The sequence below is a fragment of the Streptomyces sp. NPDC005803 genome, from assembly GCF_040630435.1.
Taxonomy (GTDB): domain Bacteria; phylum Actinomycetota; class Actinomycetes; order Streptomycetales; family Streptomycetaceae; genus Streptomyces.
In genome coordinates, this window is sequence record NZ_JBEXXO010000005.1 from 129,920 (window position 1) to 148,308 (window position 18,389).

Genomic DNA, 18,389 nt, shown 5'->3' on the forward strand with positions numbered 1-18,389 from the left:
AGATTGTCATTTCTTTGTGCAGATCCCCGAGCCGATCGGAGGCCGACCGCCCGAGGGATGCCCAGGCCGGCCGCGGCAGAGGCGGGCGGGCCCTTCAACGTGCCTGCACAGAGGGTTCGTTGCCCTCCCCCGAGGGCTCCGGCGGCCGTCCGGCGGGGCGGGGGGCCGGTGATAGCATCCCCGCATCTGTGATCTTGATCCAATAGGCTCAGATGCTGATGTGCTTTCCGGCGCCCTGTGATTCCGCACAGCAGCGGCCGCGCCGTGCCGAGCGGCTGCTCCGCGGGTCCTCGCCAGGTGCGTCCATCGCCGTCCGCATGTCCTGCGCCGGGAAAGGTTTCCATGACTCAAGACGCACTTGTGTGGTGCTTGGTTGCGGTGGCGGCGATAGCCGTTGTCGCGGCCGTGGTACTCGCCGCACGTAACAGAGCCCTCGGGGCGAAGAAGAAGCAGACCGAGGCCGAGCTGCGGCGCCAGCTGCACACGTCCGACAGTCACCTCCACATCTCGCGAGCCGAGTTGCAACGGTTCATGAGCCAGCAGGACAGCACCCTCCGGGAGGCCAAGGAGGCGGCGGAGGAGAACACCAAGGCGGTCCTCAAGGGGGCCGCCAGCTTCCTGCAGAGCCTCGCGGCGGAGCAGACGACGCTCCTGGACGGCGTCCAGCGGAAGTACGGCGGTCACGCCGTGCTGAGCGACCTGCTGGAGGTCAACCACGCCAACGCGCAGATGGCGCGCAAGGCACAGGGCATCGCGGTCATGTGCGGCGCGCCGCTCGGCCGCCGCAACAAGCCCGCCAGCGTCTACGACGTGGTGCGCAGCGCCCAGGGGCAGATCCGTAACTTCCACCGGGTCGCCATCATGCAGCAGACCGGTCTCGCGCTGAAGGCGTCCGCGGTCGCGCCCGTGGCCCTTGCCGTGGCGGAACTGCTTGACAACGCTGCCAGCTTCTCCCAGCAGGACGCACCGATCGAGGTGACGTTCCAGCGGGTCCAGAACAACCTGTGCATCGTCATCGACGACGCCGGTGTCAGCATGAACGACGAAGACCGGCAGCGGGCGACCGAGCTGCTGTCCGGCGACGTCGCCCCCCGTCTGTCGCAGCTCGGCACCCAGCCGAAGTTCGGCTTCTCGGTGATCGGCCTGATCGCGCGTCAGTACGGATTCAAGGTGGACGTCACGGGAGTCTCCCGGTACGGCGGCGTCCGTGCCGTCGTCCTGTTGCCCGAGGAGCTGTGGACCATGGAGGAGACACCGCCGGCCCAGGAGGCCCCCGTCAGCAGCATCCTGCGCAACGAGGCACGGCCGCAGGGCGGGGCGGCGCGCACGATGCACGGCCTGCCGAAGCGCGGAGCGCGCCAGGCGCCCATCGCGAGTGTGCCCGACCCGGAGTCCGACCGGCCGGCCGCACGGGCTTTCGAGGAGACCGGCCGCACCTCCGGCCGCAGCCTGGGGGCGTTCCAGCGCGGCACGCTGTCGGGCCGCAACCTCGACGCCACGTCGCTCGAAGGGTCTGAGGACGTATGAGCGCAGACCTGTCGTGGATGCTCGAGGACATCGTGCAGAACGTGCCCCTGGCGCGGCACGCCGTCCTGCTGTCCGCGGACGGCCTTCCGCGTGGGGCCACGGAGGGCCTGGGCGAGAAGGAGCTACGCACCATCTCGGCCGCCATGGCCGGGATGCAGTCCCTCAGCCGCGCCACGGCTCACTTCGCCGGTCCGGAGGAGGACCGGCAGTGGAACCAGACGATCATCGAGTTCTCCCACGGGTGGAGCTTCCTGATCGGAGCGGGGCAGGGCGCCTATCTGGCTGCCGCCGCGGCCCCTGATGTGGACATGCAGCAGATTTCCTTCCGCATGCACCGCCTCGTCGCGCGGCTGGGCAACAACCTCACCTCGCCGCCACGGGTGAACACCGAGGAGGACGCCGGCACGCGCAACACCGGTGCGGCCCGGCGCGGGGGCGCGGGTGCGAGTGACGCGGGCTTCGTGCTCGCCGACCTCGACCGGGTGATCGCCACGGTGCGAGGCGCCCGGCACGCCGTGCTGCTGGGGTCCGACGGTCTGCCCCGCGGGGCGACCAGCGGGATGAGCAGGGACCTGGCGGACACGATCTCCGCCGCGATGACGGGCATTCACGCCTACAGCAGGGTCACCTCCCAGTTCGCGGGTGCGGAGAGCGCCGAATGGCGGCAGACGGTCATCGAGTTCCAGCACGGCTGGATCTTCCTGATGGCGGCCGGTTCCGGGGCCTTCCTGGCTGCCGCGGCCGAGCACGACTGCGACATCGAGGAATTCACCACGCGCCTGCACGAGGTGGTGCCAGGACTGACCACGCCGGCAGCGCGGGAGGAGAGGGCGGACCATGTCTGACGAGCGGGAGCTGGATCTGGAGCTGACCTCCCCGTTAGTCCCCCTCTTCGTGATCACGAACGGGCGGGCCCTGCCGCCGGACCACGAGTACGAGCACACCACCCTCGTCATGGCGGCACAGGACACGGCCGCCGCGTCGCGCACGCTCTCCCCGGAAGCGGGGCAGGTCATGGACCTGGTCGCCGACGGCTTCCTGTCCGTGGCCGAGGTGGCCGGTCATACCCACCTGCCGCTGGGCATCGTGCGCATTCTGCTGGCGCAGTTGGAGGAGGACAGCCTCATCCTCGTGCGGAGGCCTGTACCGCGCGCCGAGCGTGTCGACAGAGAACTGGTCAGCGCCGTGCTCGAAGGCCTGAAGAATCGATTCGGAGCGTAACGCGTGCACCTGGACCCACACGTCTCCAATGCGGTGAAGATCCTCGTCGTGGGGCACTTCGGGGTCGGGAAGACCACCTGTATCGGCAGTCTCTCCGAGATCGAGCCGCTGCGGACCGAGGAGGAGATCACCGAGGCCAGCGAGGGCTTCGACGACCTCTCCGGGACCCCGCACAAGAAGACCACCACCGTGGCCATGGACTTCGGCCGCCTCACCCTCAGTGACACGCTCGTGCTGTACCTCTTCGGAACGCCCGGCCAGGAACGTTTCAAGGAGATGTGGGAGGAGCTGTCCCGGGGCGCGCTGGGCGCGCTGGTCCTGGTCGACCCCGAGCGTCTGCACGAGTCCTTCCCCGTCCTGGACCTGGTGGAGAGCTTCGGCCTGACGTACGCCATCGGGGTCAATCACTTCGAGGGCACCACGGACTACCCGCTCGACGAGGTCCGTGAGGCACTGAACCTGACGTCCGACACCCCCGTCGCCAAGTGCGACGTGCGCGACGAGAACTCCTCGGCCCAGGCCCTCATCACCCTCGTCACACACCTCATGTCCCGACTCGGCTAGGAGCGCCTCATGCAACAACCTCGTGACGCACAGGAGATACCCCCGCCCGGATGCCCCGCGCACGGGAACGTCCCGTTGTACGGCCCCTCGTTCGGGGCCGACCCCGACGGCCACTACGCGCATCTGCGCACGTTCGGCCTGAGCGCCCCCGTGGACATCGCCCCGGACGTCCAGGTGGAGCTGGTCACCAGCTACGACGCCGCGCTGTACGTGCTGCAGAACCCCGCGTCCTTCGTCCGTGACTCCCGCCGCTGGAACGCGCTGAACGAGGGGCGCGTCCCGGCGGACAGCCCGGCGCTGCCCATGATGGGCTACCGGCCCAACGCGCTGTTCAGCGACGGCGCGGCGCACGCCCGGCTGCGCCAGGCGGTGACCGACAGCCTCGCCACGGTCAACGAGATGCAGCTCATCAAGCAGACGCAGCAGTCCGCGGACTACCTGATCAGCCGCTTCAGCTCCGAGCCCCGGGGCCAGGCGGAGCTGATGGCCGAGTACGCCCAGCCGCTGCCGCTGCTGGTCTTCAGCGACCTGTTCGGCTGCCCGCCCGAGATCGGCGACCGCGTGATCGCCGGGATCAGCGGCATCTTCGAGGGCACTCCCGGCGCCGATGAGCTGCTGGGCGCGGCGCTCACCGAGCTGATCGCCCTCAAGCGACGCCGTCCGGCGGCCGACCTGACGACCCGCCTGATGGAGCACTCGGCGCAGCTGAGCGACGAGGAGGTGCTGCACCAGCTCGTGACCCTGCTCTCCGGCGGTACCGCACCGCTGACCGCCACCATCGCGACCAGCAGCGCGCTCTACCTCGGCGAGGAGTGGCAGACCGGCCTGCCGGTCGAGGAGGCGGTGGCCCAGACGCTGTGGAACTACGCGCCGATCGCCAACTACGCGGCCCACTACCCGACGCACGACGTCGAACTGGGCGGCAGGGTGATCCGGGCCAACGACCCGGTCCTGGTCTCCTTCGCCGCGGCCAACACCGACCCCAAGCTGACCGAGCACCGCCAGCAGCTCAGCGCCAAGGCCCACCTGGCCTTCGGGGCGGGCCCGCACGCGTGCCCCGCCAAGGACCCGGCGTTCATGATCGCGGTCACCGCCGTCGAGAGCCTCCTCAACCGGCTGCCCGACGTCGAGATGCGCGTCCCGTTCCGGACCCTCACCTGGGCTCCGACGCCGTGGAGCCGCTCGTTGGTGACCCTCCCGGTCCGCTTCACCCCGCGGGTGGTTCTGTCGGCCGCCGATCCCGCCCATCCGCAGCCGGCCCAGAAGCCCGCCGCCGCCGAACAGCGTTCCGCCGCGCGGACGTCGGGGCCCGCGAGCGCCTCCGCGCCGCAGCACAAGGGGGGCCTGTTCAGCCGCTTCCTGGCTTGGACGAGAGGGGAGTGATTTAAGTAACCTCCTGAGTTCTCTGTGTTATTGGATGCTTCAACGATCTTGAGGGTATGCATGGCGGCTGGTTCTAGAAAGGAGCCGCCATCATGAGCGTTGTCACCACTCCGACATACGAGCGCAGGATGTCCGCCTCGCTGTTCTCCCGTCTACGGACAGCAGGAGGGCAGGCCGATCCCTTCCCCATATACGAGGAGTTGCTGTCGAGGGGCGAGGTCATCCCCGCCCCTTGGGGCGGCTCCGTCGTCACGAGCTTCGCCGTGTGCGACCAGGTGCTGCGCAGTCGCGACTGGCTGGAGCCCGACAAGCAGTGGCGCGCCAGGCAGGGGCCGGGCACGCGCTGGAACGCGTCCTCCTCGCAGGAGATGAGCAACACCCTGGCCGCGCTCAACCCCCCGGACCACACCCGGGCACGCCGGGCCGCCGGTACGTTCGACCGGTCCACCGTGGAACAGATCAGCCGGACGGTGACCACCACGACCGACCGGCTCCTGGACACCCTGTCGGAGCGGTTGCACGACGGGGAGGCCGACTTCGCCGCCCTGGTGGGCGAGGAACTTCCGGTCGCCACCATCGGCGACTGGCTCGGTCTGCCGGCTGCCGACTGGCCTCGTCTGCGGCATCTGACCCATGACCAGGTCTTCACCCAGGAGCTGCTGCCCTCGGCCAGCCAGCTGGCCGCGTCCGACGCGGCGACCGCCGAACTGCGCGCCTACTTCACCGATCTGGTGCGCGAGCGCCGCGCCCACCCCGGCGACGACCCCGTGTCCCGCTGGATACGGACGTGGGACTCCATGGAACCCGATCGCGACAAGGCCGACGAGGCCGTCTACTTCCTGGTTCTGTTCGTCCTCCTGGCCGCCCTGGAGACGACCTCGCAGCTCCTGGCGACCATGGCGCTCCTGCTCGTCGAGCGCCCGGAACGCTGGGACATGGTCGCCGAACGCCCGGACATGGTGCCGGCGTTCGTGGAGGAGACGCTCCGTTACGACCCGCCCACCCATGTCATCAGCAGGGTCGCCGCCGAGGACTGCGTCCTCGGGGAAATGGAGATACGCAAGGACGAGATGGTCCACCTCATGGTGGGAGCCGCGCACCGTGACCCGGCCAGACACAGCGAGCCCGACCGGTTTGACCCGCTGCGCAAACCCGCCCACCTGGCCTTCAGTGGAGGCATCCACTACTGCCTGGGCGCGCCCCTGGCCCGGCTCGAGGCCCAGATACTTCTCCGTCAGATCGTTCGGCGCCTTCCCCGCCTCACCCTCGTGCGCCGCCCGTCGATGGCGCCCCGGGTGGCGTTCCGGCGCCTGCTGAACTTGGATGTCGCCCTCGCATGACCGAAACGACCCATACCCCCACCAGCCCCTCCCGCAAGGCGATACGCGTCGAGCAGGACGGTCCCGTTCTCCATGTCCGCCTCAACCCCTGGGGGCAGGACGACGTCCTGGGCGTCGCCGTGCTCGACGAGCTCCTCCACCTGCTCGACGACCTCCACGAACGCCCGGACATCCGGATCCTGACCCTGTCCTCCCTGGGCCCGGACTTCTGCCTGGGCGCCGACCGCCACGAGTACCAGGCAGCGCTCACCGTGGATCCGACCGGAGCGGCCCTGCGGCGCATAGCGGACAAGGCCCACCGCCTGTGCCAGGCCCTGGAGACCACCCACGCGGTCACGATCGCCCGGCTCCACGGCCGGGTGGTCGGCGCCGGACTCGCCCTCGCCTCGTTCTGCGATCTGCGCGCGGGCGCGGACACCTGCCGGTTCCGCATGCCGGAGGTCGGCATCGGGCTCCCGCCCGCCTGGGGAGGAGCGATGGGCCGCCTGGTCTCCGAGGCCGGGGCCGCCAGGATCCGCGAGCTCATGCTCACCTGCGACGTGTTCGACGCGGCCACCGCCCAGCGCATCGGCCTCCTCCACAAGAGCGCTCCGCTCGACCGGCTGGACGAGGTCGTCGCCGCATGGACGCGGCCGCTCGTCCGCCGCTCTCCCGAGGCTTTGGTCCTGACCAAGCGCATGCTGGCCGGCTACGCCCGGGCCGACCGGACGGCAGACGCCTCGCTGCTCGACTCCCACCTGCTCACCGCCCACATCAGCCACCACCGAGACCCGGCCGGGGCCCGGTGAGCGCGCGCCCGCACGACGCCGCCCGCCCGGACACCACCCCGGCTCCCGCGAGGGTGAGTGCCTGACCGGACCGAGCCGTCCCGGGCTCGTTCCGTCCGCCTCCCCCTCGGCATGCCGCGCCCCGTACGAACGCCTGCGTGCGGTTCGTACGGGGCGCGGGGGCGGGGTCGTGCCGCTCGCCGGACCACCGTCCCGTGTCCTCCCCGACGCGCACCCGGCCCTCAGGCGGGCCGGCCGTCGCCCTCGACCGCCGCCGGGTCCATCCAGACGACCTCCCACATGTGGTGGTCCGGGTCCTGGAAGGAGCGGCCGTACATGAAGCCGAGGTCCTGGGGCTCGTTGGCCGGCGATCCGCCGGAGGCGAGCGCGGTGTCCACCAGTTCGTCCACCTTCTCGCGGCTGTCGGCGCTGAGCGCCAGGATCACCTCGGTGGACGTCGAGGCGTCCGCGATCTCCTTCTTCGTGAAGTCCTTGAAGCGCGGCTCCTCGAGGAGCATGGCGAAGATCGTGTCGCTGATGACGAGACAGGCGGTGTGCTCGTCGCTGAACTGGGGGTTGAAGGAGTAGCCCAGCTTGCCGAAAAAGCCCTTGGTCGTCTCCAGGTCCTTGACCGGCAGGTTCACGAAGATCATCTGAGGCATGGCCGTCTCGCTCTCTCGGTGCGGTTCCCCTGTGCGTCTCTCGTACGCGTTGACGACAGGTAGACGCCTGGGCCGCCGGAAAATCATCGGCGCCGGGCGAGAAATCCCTTCCGCGCGGCGCCGGACGGAAAACCTCCCCCGGGGCCCGGGGCCCGGGGGTTCAGGACACGGCGAGCGGCGCACCGCCGCGCAGCAGCGAGCCGCCCAGCGGGGTGAGCGTGTGCAGGACCGAGCTGCCGTGGCGCCGGGTGTGCACGAGGCCCGCCTCGCGCAGCACACAGGCGTGCTGGCTAGCCGAGGCGAGGGACACTCCGGCCCGGCGGGCGAGCTCGCTGGTCGTGCAGCCGTCGCCTATGACCCTCAGGACCGTCGACCGGGTGTTCCCGAGCAGCCGCCCGAGCCAGGGCCCGGAGGCGGCGAAGACCGGGGCGGCCGCCTGGGCGACGGGGTAGACGAGCACCGGCGGGAGCAGCGGATCGCGGTAGACGACCGGGGTGCCGCGGCAGAAGAACGACGGCTGGAGGAGCAGACCGCGTCCGTCCAGGTGGAGGTCGCGGTCGACCGGGTAGTCCGCCTCCAGGACGGGCGCCCGCCAGCGGATCACCGGCGGGAGCGAGCCCAGCAGCTCTTCGGCGCCGCCGTCCAGGAGGGCGCGGCCACGGACGGCGCGGTCGGCCTCGATGCTGGCCTGGACGTGCGGCCAGTACGGCTCGACGGCGGCCCGGTGGTAGGCGCGCAGGGCGCCGATGAGCCGGCCGAGGGGCTCGGCGCGCCCTTCGCCCAGCGCGTCCAGGGCCACGGGCCCGACCGCCCGCCGGGCCGGACCGCGGCCGCCAGCCGCCGCCTGGGCGCCCAGCACCGCCAGTTCGGCTCGCAACCGGTCGGGCGGGGTGTCGCGCAGGGCCTCCATTCCGGAGGTGAAGTCCATGGGTTCGGAGCTTTCCTGAGAAGGCGTCAGGAAGTCCGGGAAATAGCCGCGCGGTGGAATCACGGCGGACAGCAGACGTACTTCACCATTCAACCGCGGTCGCGCTTCGGAGCGCCACTTCCCGAAGACCGAGGAAGCCCGCCGGTCCCGCAACCGGTGAAAGCTGAGAATGGTCTCCCATAATGCGTCCGGCCCGGTGGCCATCCGCACCTTGGAAAGGTCCCATCCGGAGACATGGATACGCAGCACCGAACCCTCACCCCTTGCACCTGCAATTGCCCCCGGGACAGAGTATGCGAAGGGTTACTGCACGTCACCACGGGGTTTCGGCCAGAGGTGAAACGTCTCGCCCCGACCCACCGTCACCCGAAAGGCTGTACGACGTCGGGTGCGATTCCGGAGCCACCGAAAGAGCGAGTGAAGGCCGTGGGGGGTTTTGCTCGCTCGGCGGCGGTTGGTGACGGTGCGGCTCCGCACTCGACGGGGTAAGAGGGCCCGGTCATCGGGGGGTGGGTGAAGGAGCGGGGCCGGGTGCGTGCGGCTGCAAGGCGGAGGATTGAAGCATGGCGGAGCCATGGTGATTGACGACGACGCCGCAGATGCGCGTGCCCGACCCGCGACGCCACCCCCGATGGCCGGGCCCTCCAGGCCGGGTGCGGTCCATGGATGGGGATCCATGGACCGCACCCCGGTCAGTTCCGGCCTATCTCTTTGCGTATTAAACGAAGCAATGAAATGCCGGTGCGGTGCGGCGTCGACGCGGTGCCGCATTACGGAAAGAGCCCCCATTTTGGCCACCGGCCCGGGAGGCGCCACGCCCGCGCGGAAGCCCGCGCACATGACAAGGCGGCGGCACCCCCGCACAGGGTGCCGCCGCCTCCGGGAATTCCGCGGCCGCCGCCGGACCGATGAGGGTGGTCCGGACCCGCGGCAGCCGGCGGAATCAGTGGTTCCGTCGCCTCACCGGCTGTCGCTGCCCCGCGACTGCGCGGCCGCCCGGCCCGCCTCCAGACGGGCCACCGGGATGCGGAACGGGGAGCAGGAGACGTAGTCCAGGCCCACCTCGTGGAAGAAGTGCACCGACTCGGGGTCGCCGCCGTGCTCGCCGCAGACGCCCAGCTTCAGGTCGGGACGGGTCGCCTTGCCGGCCGCGACCGCGCTGCGCACCAGCGATCCCACGCCGTCCTTGTCGATCGTCTCGAACGGCGACACCCCGAAGATGCCCTTCTCCAGGTACGCGGTGAAGAACGAGGCCTCCACGTCGTCGCGGGAGAAGCCCCAGACCGTCTGGGTCAGGTCGTTGGTGCCGAAGGAGAAGAACTCCGCGGCCTCGGCGATCTGGCCGGCGGTCAGGGCCGCGCGCGGCAGCTCGATCATCGTGCCGATCTTCAGCTTGAGGTTCGTGCCCGTGGCGGCCTGGACCTCGGCGATGACCCGGTCGGCCTCCTCCCGGACGATCTCCAGCTCCTGGACCGTGCCGACGAGCGGGATCATGATCTCCGCGCGCGGGTCGCCCTTGGCGTTCTTGCGCTCGGCGGCGGCTTCGGCGATCGCCCGTACCTGCATGGCGAACAGACCGGGGATGACCAGACCGAGCCGGACCCCGCGCAGGCCGAGCATGGGGTTCTGCTCGTGCAGCTTGTGCACGGCCTGCAGCAGCCGCAGGTCGTTCTCGTTGGCGTCCTTACGGGACTCGGCGAGCGCCACCCGGACCGAGAGCTCGGTGATGTCGGGCAGGAACTCGTGCAGCGGCGGGTCCAGCAGCCGTACGGTGACGGGCAGCCCGTCCATCGCCTCGAACAGCTCGATGAAGTCGGCCTTCTGGAGCGGCAGCAGCTCGTCCAGGGCCGTCTCGCGCTCCTGGTCGGTGTCGGCCAGGATCAGCTTCTCGACCATCTCGCGGCGCTCACCGAGGAACATGTGCTCGGTGCGGCACAGCCCGATGCCCTGGGCGCCGAACCGGCGGGCCCGCAGGGCGTCCTCGGCGTTGTCCGCGTTAGCCCGCACCCGCAGCCGGCGTACCCGGTCCGCGTACGCCATGATCCGGTGCACGGCGGCGACCAGTTCGTCGGCGTCGTCGGCGCCCGCGTGCATCCGGCCCTCGAAGTACTCGACGACGGGTGACGGCACGACGGGTACCTCACCGAGGTACACCTTGCCGGTCGAACCGTCGATGGAGACGACGTCGCCCTCCTCGATGACCCGCCCGCCCACCGTCATCCGGCGGCGCTTGGTGTCGACCTCCAGGTCCTCGGCCCCGCAGACACACGTCTTGCCCATCCCGCGGGCGACGACGGCGGCGTGCGAGGTCTTGCCGCCGCGCGAGGTCAGGATGCCCTCGGCGGCGATCATGCCGTCGAGGTCGTCCGGGTTGGTCTCACGGCGGATGAGGATGACCTTCTCGCCGGAGCGGGACCACTTGACCGCGGTGTACGAGTCGAAGACGGCCTTGCCGACCGCGGCCCCCGGCGACGCGGCGATGCCGCGGCCCAGCCGCTCGGTCTTCGCGTCGTCGTCGAAGCGCGGGAACATCAGCTGCGCCAGCTGCGCGCCGTTGACGCGCTGGAGCGCCTCGGCCTCGTCGATGAGCCCCTGGTCGACGAGCTGGGTGGCGATGCGGAAGGCCGCGCCGGCGGTCCGCTTGCCGACCCGGGTCTGGAGCATCCACAGCTGGCCGCGCTCGATGGTGAACTCGATGTCGCAGAGGTCCTTGTAGTGGGTCTCCAGCGTCTCCATGATCTGCATCAGCTGGTCGTACGACTTCTTGTCGATGGACTCCAGCTCGGCGAGCGCCACGGTGTTGCGGATCCCCGCGACGACGTCCTCACCCTGCGCGTTCTGCAGGTAGTCGCCGTACACGCCCTGGTGGCCGCTGGCCGGGTCGCGGGTGAAGGCGACACCCGTACCGGAGTCGGGGCCGAGGTTACCGAAGACCATGGAGCAGACGTTGACCGCGGTGCCGAGGTCGCCGGGGATGCGCTCCTGACGGCGGTAGAGCTTGGCCCGGTCGGTGTTCCACGAGTCGAAGACCGCCTTTATGGCCAGGTCCATCTGCTCGCGCGGGTCCTGCGGGAAGTCGCGTCCGGCGTCCCGCGTGACGATCTTCTTGAACTGCTTGACCAGCTTCTTCAGGTCGCCCGCGTCGAGGTCCACGTCGACGGTGACGCCCTTGGCCTCCTTGGCGGCCTCCAGCGCCTCCTCGAAGAGGTCGCCGTCCACCCCGAGGACGGTCTTGCCGAACATCTGGATCAGGCGGCGGTAGGAGTCCCACGCGAACCGCTCGTCCCCGGACTGGGCGACGAGGCCGACGACGGAGGCGTCGGAGAGGCCGATGTTGAGAACCGTGTCCATCATGCCGGGCATCGAGAACTTGGCGCCGGAGCGGACGGAGACCAGCAGCGGGTCGTCGGCCTGGCCGAGCTTCTTGCCCATCCGTGCCTCAAGGGCGTCGAGGTGCGCACTCACCTCGTCGCGCAGTGCGGCCGGCTCCTCGCCGCTGTCGAGGTAGACCTTGCACGCCTCGGTGGTGATGGTGAAACCCGGAGGGACGGGAAGTCCGAGGTTGGTCATCTCGGCGAGGTTGGCACCCTTCCCGCCGAGAAGGTCCTTCAGTTCCTTGTTGCCCTCGGTGAAGTCGTAGACGAACTTCTGGCCCACGGGCTCCCCGGACTCCGGGGTGGATACGTGGGAATCTTTGTTTTCCGACACGGGTCTCGACTCCTCGAGGACGCGGTGGCTGCCCTGACGGCGAGGAACATACCCAGATCGAAGGTGTCTGGGTACGTCCACTTGCGCGTCGTACGGCCGTAACCACCCGTCCGCCAGCGGATCGAAAGTGGAGTGAACCCCATGCCGTTCGAGGCGCCGCCTTCATCTCTTGAACAGATGACCACGGACGGCCATCACGTGCCGCCTCTTTCGCAACGGTGGGTAAGGGAAGCGTCGATCGATCAAAGGGAAGCTCCCCTGGCACCCAGTGCCATCCTTTGAGAAGTGCAGCCCTCTTCCATGCGCTCATCTGAGCCCTACACGCATCAGGCGTGGCGAGGATCACGCCGGAGGGGGCGCTCAGATGTCACTATGCGGACGGCTGCCTGATGGCGCTGGGTGACCGTGACTTTACGCACCGCCCATCACGGAGGCGCGAGGGTGACCCAAGTAACTCGTTCCCCCGTGAAAGCGTGCCGGATCGAGCCCGCCCCCTCCCCTTCTCGCCTCACAGGGCGCTCACATGAGCGGAGGGGGTGGCGCGGCACCCGGTGCCCCACCACCCCCTCAGGTGTCACTCCGCCGGAGGCCGTTCTCAGCCGCCCGACGTGTCCAGCTCCGCGTCCTCGCTGATCCCCGCGCAGTCGTACGGGTCCTTCAGCCAGCCGTCCGGGAGAACCACCCGGTTGTTGCCCGAGGTGCGCCCGCGCGGGCCGTCGGCGCCGTCCGGCCACGGCTGGTCCAGCTCCAGCTCGTGCAGCTGGGAGCCGAGCTCCTCCAGCGACGAGGTGATCGCCAGCTTCTTGCGCATCTCGGAGCCGACCGCGAAGCCCTTCAGGTACCAGGCCACGTGCTTGCGGAAGTCGATGACACCGCGGGTCTCGTCACCGATCCACTCCCCCAGCAGCGTCGCGTGCCGCAGCATCACGTCCGCGACGGTGCGCAGGGTGGGCGCCTGCCTCGTCTCCGTACCCTCGAACGCGCTCACCAGGTCGCCGAAGAGCCAGGGGCGGCCCAGGCAGCCACGGCCCACGACCACGCCGTCGCAGCCGGTCTCGCGCATCATCCGCAGCGCGTCGTCCGCGCACCAGATGTCGCCGTTGCCGAGGACGGGGATCTCGGGGACGTGTTCCTTGAGCCGGGCAATGGCGTCCCAGTCGGCGGTGCCGCCGTAGTGCTGGGCGGCCGTCCTGCCGTGCAGGGCGACGGCCGTGACCCCCTCCTCGACGGCGATCCGGCCGGCGTCGAGGAAGGTGATGTGGTCGTCGTCGATGCCCTTGCGCATCTTGATGGTGACGGGCAGGTCGCCCGCGTTCGAGACGGCCTGGTGGAGGATCGCGCGCAGCAGCGGCCTCTTGTACGGGAGCGCCGAGCCGCCGCCCTTGCGGGTGACCTTGGGGACCGGACAGCCGAAGTTCAGGTCGATGTGGTCGGCGAGGTCCTCGTCGACGATCATGCGGACGGCCTTGCCGACCGTGACCGGGTCCACCCCGTACAGCTGGATCGAGCGCGGGGTCTCGCTCGCGTCGAAGCGGATGAGCTGCATGGTCTTCTCGTTGCGCTCGACCAGCGCCCGCGTCGTGATCATTTCGCTGACGAACAGGCCCTTGCCGGCGGAGAACTCCCGGCACAGCGTGCGGAAGGGCGCGTTCGTGATGCCGGCCATGGGGGCCAGGACCACCGGCGGCTGCACGGTGTGCGGGCCGATGCGGAGCAGCTGGGGCGAGGGGGCGAGCGTGGTCATTGCCCCATTGTCGCGTACGCCGGGAACTGCTCCGGCGGCGGAGCGCGCAGGGTCGCGGCCCGTTGTCGGACCCTGCACGTAGCGTGAAGGAGGTCGTCGCCACGTCAGCGAGCGAAGGACCGAAGATCATGAACTCCGCCCCCTCCGCCCGGCCCGCCCCCTCCTCAGGCCGGACGGCGCCCGCAGCCCTCGCGGCCGAAGCGGCTCCGGCCCCCGCCCGCCGCACCCTGCTCTCGACCCGTGGGACGCGCTTGCGGGCCGGACCGCCGCCGGAGTGGACCGTCGCGGGCCAGACAGGCGGCGGCTCCTACGGCGGCTGCAACGACGTGGGCACTGCCTGGACACCGGACGGGACTCCCGTGGTGCCGGCGGCGCCGGCGACGAAACCCGCGACGGACGCGGCGACGGACCACCCACGGCTGGCCCGGGCGGCCGCGGTACTGGCAGCGGAAGTCGTTAGTTAGCCGTACTATCCATGCATGCCCGAGCTCAGCCACCGGCGACGGATGCTCGTACTGGCGATCTGCTGCATGAGCCTTCTGATCGTCAGCCTCGACAGCACCGTCCTCAACGTCGCCCTGCCCGCCATGCGCCATGACCTGGACGCGAGCGTCGCGGGAATGCAATGGACGATCGACGCGTACACGCTGGTCCTTGCCTCCCTGCTGATGCTCGCGGGCTCCACCGCCGACCGGATCGGGCGGCGCAAGGTCTTCATGGCCGGCCTCGTCCTGTTCACCCTGGGCTCGGCGCTCTGCTCGCTGGCGCCCAGTCTGGAGACGCTCATCGCGTTCCGGATGGTGCAGGCCGTCGGCGGCTCCATGCTCAACCCGGTGGCGATGTCGATCATCACCAACACCTTCACCGACGCCCGCGAACGCGCCCGGGCGATCGGCGTCTGGGGCGGTGTCGTCGGCATCTCGATGGCCGCGGGCCCGGTGGTGGGCGGTGCGCTGGTCGATTCCGTGGGCTGGCGGTCGATCTTCTGGATCAACCTGCCGGTCGGCGTCGCCGCGCTGCTGCTGACCCTGCGCTACGTCCCCGAGTCCCGCGCGCCGAAGGCCCGCCGCCCCGATCCGGTGGGGCAGCTGATGGTGATCACCCTGCTGGGCTCGCTGACGTACGCGATCATCGAGGTGCCGCAAAAGGGGTGGACCTCGCCCGAGATCCTGCTCTTCGCCACACTCGCCGCGGTCTCGCTCGCCGGCCTGCTGGTGTACGAGCCGCGGCGCACCGACCCGCTGATCGATCTGCGGTTCTTCCGCAGCGCCCCCTTCAGCGGGGCGACCGTCATCGCGGTCAGCGCCTTCGCCGCGCTCGGCGGCTTCCTCTTCGTCAACACGCTCTATCTGCAGGACGTGCGGGGCCTGAGCGCCCTGGACGCCGGTCTCTACATGCTGCCGATGGCGGCCGTGGTCTGTGTGCTGTCACCGCTCTCCGGCCGGGTGGTCGCCAGTCGTGGGCCGCGCATCCCCCTGCTGGTCGCGGGCGTCGGGATGGCGGTGAGCGGGCTGATGTTCGCGGCGTTCGACGCGGAGCGGGACACGGTCTCGATGTTCACCGCCTACGTGCTGTTCGGCCTGGGCTTCGGCGGGGTGAACGCGCCCATCACCAACACCGCCGTCTCCGGGATGCCGCGTTCCCAGGCGGGCGTCGCCGCGGCCGTCGCCTCGACCAGCCGCCAGATCGGCCAGACGCTGGGCGTCGCCGTGATCGGGGCCGTCCTCGCGGCGGGGGTGGCCGGCGCGGGCTCCTCGTACGGCGCCGGTTCGGCGGACGACTTCGTCGCGGCGAGCAGGGCCGCCTGGTGGATCATCACGGGCTGCGGGGTGTGCGTCCTGCTGGTCGGCACGGTGAGCAGCGGTCGCTGGGCCCGGGGCACCGCCCGCCGCACCGCGGAGCGGCTGGAGGAGTCCGCGCGGGCGCTCCCGGAGGCGGAAACGGGCGCGTCCCCGGGTCAGGCGTCGGCGAGCACCAGGGCCTGAAGCCGCTCCAGCCGCTCGCGGGTCTCCTCGTCGCGCGGCGCGTAGGTCACCAGCCTCGGCCCGGCCGAGGGGCCGAGCCAGAGGTCGGTGGTCTCCAGGCGGAGCAGGCCGACATGCGCGTTGCGGAAGATCTTGGACCGGCCGCCGGCCCCCACGACCTCGTGTCTCGCCCAGATCTCCCGGAAGTCGGCGGACTCCGCCTCCAGCCGCTCCAGCAGCGCCTTCCAGGACGGCTCGGCCAGGTGTTCCGCCATCGCGGCACGGAACTTGGCGGTCAGGAGCCGGTTCACCTCGGCGATGTCCATGACCGAGGAGCGCCACTCCTCGTTCGTGTAGGACAGCAGCATGATGTTGCGGTCCTCGGGGGCGACGGCGTCCATGTCGCAGAGCAGCCGGCCGTAGGTCCGGTTGTGGGCCAGGACGTCGTACCGGCTGTTCTGCACGCACGCGGGGATCGGCTCCAGCTGCCGCAGCATCGTGCGCAGCGCGGGGGTGATGCTCGGGCAGTCCGTGCCGGGCGCCGGGTCCACCGCCCCCGCGAGGGAGAACAGGTGGGTGCGCTCGCTGCGGTCCAGCAGCAGGGCCCGGGCGAGCGCGTCGAGGACCTGCGGCGAGACCTGGATGTCACGGGCCTGTTCGAGCCAGGTGTACCAGGTGACGCCGACGGCGGAGAGCTGGGCGACCTCCTCGCGGCGCAGCCCCGGGGTGCGCCTGCGGGGGCCCCGGACGAGCCCCACCTGCTCGGGCGTGATCCGTTCCCGCCGGCTGCGCAGGAAGTCCGCGAGCTCGTGCCTCCGGATCTCGGTCCCGGACGCGCCCGAGGAGCTCGCCGTGGGGGCCTGCGGGGTCCGCGGCGCTCCCGGGGCCCTGCGCGCTGCCGTCACCATCGTGGTCATGCCTCCAGGGTGCGGGACCCGCCCGTGGCGGTGCCAGGTGCTCCTTGTACCAGGATAAGGAGACTCTGGTACCAGGCTCCGAGGAGAGCGATCGTCGGTGCCGTGAGTGAATCCTCTGTACGGCACCAGACCTACGCCCCCACCGCCCCGGTCGTGCGGCGCGACCACCCCACGCCCGTTCTCGGCGCCCTAGGACTGTTCACCGTGCTGCTGGGTGCGGCCCTTCCCCTGATCGACTTCTTCATCGTCAACGTCGCCCTCCCCACCATCGACCACGATCTGGCGGCGGGCCCCGCGCTGCTGGAACTGGTCGTCGCCGGGTACGGGCTCGCGTACGCGGTACTGCTCGTCCTCGGTGGCCGGCTCGGGGACATGGCCGGCCGGCGCCGGCTCTTCCTGCTGGGCATCGCCGCGTTCGGGCTCACCTCACTGGCCTGCGGACTCGCGCCGGACGCCTGGACGCTGTTCGGGGCGCGGGTGGCCCAGGGCGCCTCGGCGGCGCTGATGCTGCCCCAGGTGCTCGCCACCATCCAGGCGGCCACCTCGGGACACCGGCGGGCCCGGGCGATGAGCCTGTACGGGGCGACGGCCGGGCTGTCCATGGTCGCGGGCCAGATCCTGGGCGGGGTGCTGGTCGCCGCGGCGCCGCTGTCGTCGGTCTTCGGCGAGAGCGCGGGCTGGCGCTCGGTGTTCCTGGTCAACGTTCCGGTGGCGGCCGTCGGGCTGTTCCTGGCGGCCCGTGCGGTGCCGGAGACCCGCTCGGAGCGGCCGGCGCCGGTCGACGTACCGGGCACACTGCTGCTCGGCGTGTCGCTGGTGACGCTGCTGGCCCCGCTCACCGAGGGGCGGGCCGCGGGGTGGCCGCTGTGGACCTGGGTCTCGCTGGCGCTCTTCCCGTTCGCCGCGGTCGCCTTCTACCTGGTGGAGCGGCGGGCGGACCGGCGCGGACTGGTCCCGTTGGTCCCGCCGAGCCTGTTGCGGATCGACTCGCTGCGGCGCGGGCTGACGCTGGTGGTGCCGTTCTCGATCGGCTTCGGCGGCTTCATGTTCGTCATCGCGGTGGCGCTCCAGCAGGGACTGAGGCTGGGCCCGGCCGAGTCGGGGCTGTCGATGGCCCCGATGGCGGTGGCCTTCTTCGCGGCTTCACTGGCAGGCCCGCGGCTGGTGCGCCGCTACGGCAGCCGGGTCGTGACAGCCGGCGGACTGATCCAGGCGGCCGGCGTCGTGGTGCTGGCCCTGACGGTGTGGCGCGGCTGGTCGGACCTGGGGCTGCTGGGGCTGGCGCCGGGTATGGCGGTCGCGGGGCTCGGCCAGGGCCTTCAGCTGCCCGTCCTGTTCCGCATCGTCCTGTCCGACGTGCCACCGGAGCGGGCGGGGGTGGGCGGCGGAGTGATGACGACGACCCAGCAGGCGGCGCTCGCGCTGGGCGTGGCCACGCTCGGCTCGCTGTTCCTGACCCTGACGCCGGGCTCCGGCATGCGGGACGCGCTGATCGTGACGCTGCTGGTCCAGTTGGCGGCGGTGGTGCTGACGACCCTGCTGAGCCTGCGGCTGCCGCGCACGGTGGCGTGAGGCGAGCACGACAGCCGTAGCCGGGACTCGTGCCGGTGGCGGCGGGGGCGGTGCCGGCTCTTGTGCCGGTGCCGGCGGGGCCGGTGCTGAGC

General features: G+C 70.7%; 15 protein-coding genes. 10 read left to right on the forward strand and 5 right to left on the reverse strand.

The window, feature by feature from the left end; translation table 11 throughout:
* Positions 1-342: 342 nt before the first annotated feature.
* From ABZ454_RS09515 to ABZ454_RS09545, 7 genes are all read left to right on the forward strand, one after another.
* Positions 343-1,527, forward strand: coding sequence for an ATP-binding protein (locus ABZ454_RS09515; RefSeq protein WP_359536886.1), 1,185 nt, complete (start codon positions 343-345; stop codon positions 1,525-1,527).
* Positions 1,524-2,372 carry a roadblock/LC7 domain-containing protein gene (locus tag ABZ454_RS09520; protein WP_356319067.1) on the forward strand — a complete coding sequence of 283 codons (849 nt, stop codon included), beginning with the start codon at positions 1,524-1,526 and terminating at the stop codon, positions 2,370-2,372. Before ABZ454_RS09515 ends, ABZ454_RS09520 begins: the two co-directional genes overlap by 4 nt.
* Positions 2,365-2,748: a DUF742 domain-containing protein gene (locus tag ABZ454_RS09525; protein ID WP_356319068.1), complete on the forward strand. Its 384-nt coding sequence runs from the start codon at positions 2,365-2,367 to the stop codon at positions 2,746-2,748. The genes ABZ454_RS09520 and ABZ454_RS09525 overlap by 8 nt, the downstream gene beginning before the upstream one ends.
* A gap of 3 nt (positions 2,749-2,751) precedes the next feature.
* Positions 2,752-3,312, forward strand: coding sequence for an ATP/GTP-binding protein (locus tag ABZ454_RS09530; protein ID WP_356319069.1), 561 nt, complete (start codon positions 2,752-2,754; stop codon positions 3,310-3,312).
* A gap of 9 nt (positions 3,313-3,321) precedes the next feature.
* Positions 3,322-4,695: a cytochrome P450 gene (locus ABZ454_RS09535; protein ID WP_356319070.1), complete on the forward strand. Its 1,374-nt coding sequence runs from the start codon at positions 3,322-3,324 to the stop codon at positions 4,693-4,695.
* Positions 4,696-4,787: 92 nt separating this feature from the next.
* Complete coding sequence (locus ABZ454_RS09540; RefSeq protein ID WP_356319071.1) at positions 4,788-6,035, forward strand: cytochrome P450; 1,248 nt, start codon at positions 4,788-4,790, stop codon at positions 6,033-6,035.
* Positions 6,032-6,823 carry an enoyl-CoA hydratase/isomerase family protein gene (locus ABZ454_RS09545; protein ID WP_359536890.1) on the forward strand — a complete coding sequence of 264 codons (792 nt, stop codon included), beginning with the start codon at positions 6,032-6,034 and terminating at the stop codon, positions 6,821-6,823. The genes ABZ454_RS09540 and ABZ454_RS09545 overlap by 4 nt, the downstream gene beginning before the upstream one ends.
* Before the next feature lie 221 nt (positions 6,824-7,044).
* On the opposite strand, the gene ABZ454_RS09550 is transcribed toward ABZ454_RS09545, so the two are convergent.
* The 4 genes from ABZ454_RS09550 to dusB form a co-directional block, all read right to left on the reverse strand.
* On the reverse strand, positions 7,045-7,464 hold the full coding sequence (locus ABZ454_RS09550; protein ID WP_359536892.1) for a VOC family protein: 420 nt from the start codon (positions 7,462-7,464) through the stop codon (positions 7,045-7,047).
* A gap of 160 nt (positions 7,465-7,624) precedes the next feature.
* On the reverse strand, positions 7,625-8,641 hold the full coding sequence (locus ABZ454_RS09555) for a helix-turn-helix domain-containing protein (protein WP_359536894.1): 1,017 nt from the start codon (positions 8,639-8,641) through the stop codon (positions 7,625-7,627).
* 711 nt (positions 8,642-9,352) lie between these two features.
* Positions 9,353-12,100 (reverse strand): pyruvate, phosphate dikinase, encoded by a 2,748-nt coding sequence (gene ppdK, locus ABZ454_RS09560; protein WP_356319075.1) that lies wholly within the window; start codon positions 12,098-12,100, stop codon positions 9,353-9,355.
* Positions 12,101-12,695: 595 nt separating this feature from the next.
* Positions 12,696-13,844: a tRNA dihydrouridine synthase DusB gene (gene dusB / locus ABZ454_RS09565; RefSeq protein WP_359536896.1), complete on the reverse strand. Its 1,149-nt coding sequence runs from the start codon at positions 13,842-13,844 to the stop codon at positions 12,696-12,698.
* 128 nt (positions 13,845-13,972) lie between these two features.
* On the opposite strand from dusB, the gene ABZ454_RS09570 reads away from it, so the two are divergent.
* Positions 13,973-14,308: a hypothetical protein gene (locus ABZ454_RS09570; RefSeq protein WP_359536898.1), complete on the forward strand. Its 336-nt coding sequence runs from the start codon at positions 13,973-13,975 to the stop codon at positions 14,306-14,308.
* 15 nt (positions 14,309-14,323) lie between these two features.
* On the forward strand, positions 14,324-15,829 hold the full coding sequence (locus tag ABZ454_RS09575) for an MFS transporter (RefSeq protein ID WP_359536900.1): 1,506 nt from the start codon (positions 14,324-14,326) through the stop codon (positions 15,827-15,829).
* Here the strand turns inward: ABZ454_RS09575 and ABZ454_RS09580 are convergent.
* The gene (locus ABZ454_RS09580) at positions 15,802-16,716 is read right to left on the reverse strand and encodes a helix-turn-helix transcriptional regulator (RefSeq protein ID WP_359537127.1); all 915 of its coding nucleotides are present in this window, start codon (positions 16,714-16,716) and stop codon (positions 15,802-15,804) included. The two genes, ABZ454_RS09575 and ABZ454_RS09580, sit on opposite strands and share 28 nt — an antisense overlap.
* Positions 16,717-16,878: 162 nt before the next feature.
* Here ABZ454_RS09580 and ABZ454_RS09585 point away from each other — a divergent pair, with 162 nt between their 5' ends.
* Positions 16,879-18,297: an MFS transporter gene (locus ABZ454_RS09585; protein WP_359537128.1), complete on the forward strand. Its 1,419-nt coding sequence runs from the start codon at positions 16,879-16,881 to the stop codon at positions 18,295-18,297.
* Positions 18,298-18,389 lie beyond the last annotated feature (92 nt).

Coding starts and splice junctions, on each gene's coding strand:
- ABZ454_RS09515 (WP_359536886.1), top strand. CDS start 343: ATGACTCAAGACGCACTTGTGTGGTGCTTGGTTGCGGTGGCGGCGATA.
- ABZ454_RS09520 (WP_356319067.1), top strand. CDS start 1,524: ATGAGCGCAGACCTGTCGTGGATGCTCGAGGACATCGTGCAGAACGTG.
- ABZ454_RS09525 (WP_356319068.1), top strand. CDS start 2,365: ATGTCTGACGAGCGGGAGCTGGATCTGGAGCTGACCTCCCCGTTAGTC.
- ABZ454_RS09535 (WP_356319070.1), top strand. CDS start 3,322: ATGCAACAACCTCGTGACGCACAGGAGATACCCCCGCCCGGATGCCCC.
- ABZ454_RS09540 (WP_356319071.1), top strand. CDS start 4,788: ATGAGCGTTGTCACCACTCCGACATACGAGCGCAGGATGTCCGCCTCG.
- ABZ454_RS09545 (WP_359536890.1), top strand. CDS start 6,032: ATGACCGAAACGACCCATACCCCCACCAGCCCCTCCCGCAAGGCGATA.
- ABZ454_RS09550 (WP_359536892.1), bottom strand. CDS start 7,464: ATGCCTCAGATGATCTTCGTGAACCTGCCGGTCAAGGACCTGGAGACG.
- dusB (WP_359536896.1), bottom strand. CDS start 13,844: ATGACCACGCTCGCCCCCTCGCCCCAGCTGCTCCGCATCGGCCCGCAC.
- ABZ454_RS09570 (WP_359536898.1), top strand. CDS start 13,973: ATGAACTCCGCCCCCTCCGCCCGGCCCGCCCCCTCCTCAGGCCGGACG.
- ABZ454_RS09575 (WP_359536900.1), top strand. CDS start 14,324: ATGCCCGAGCTCAGCCACCGGCGACGGATGCTCGTACTGGCGATCTGC.
- ABZ454_RS09580 (WP_359537127.1), bottom strand. CDS start 16,716: ATGGTGACGGCAGCGCGCAGGGCCCCGGGAGCGCCGCGGACCCCGCAG.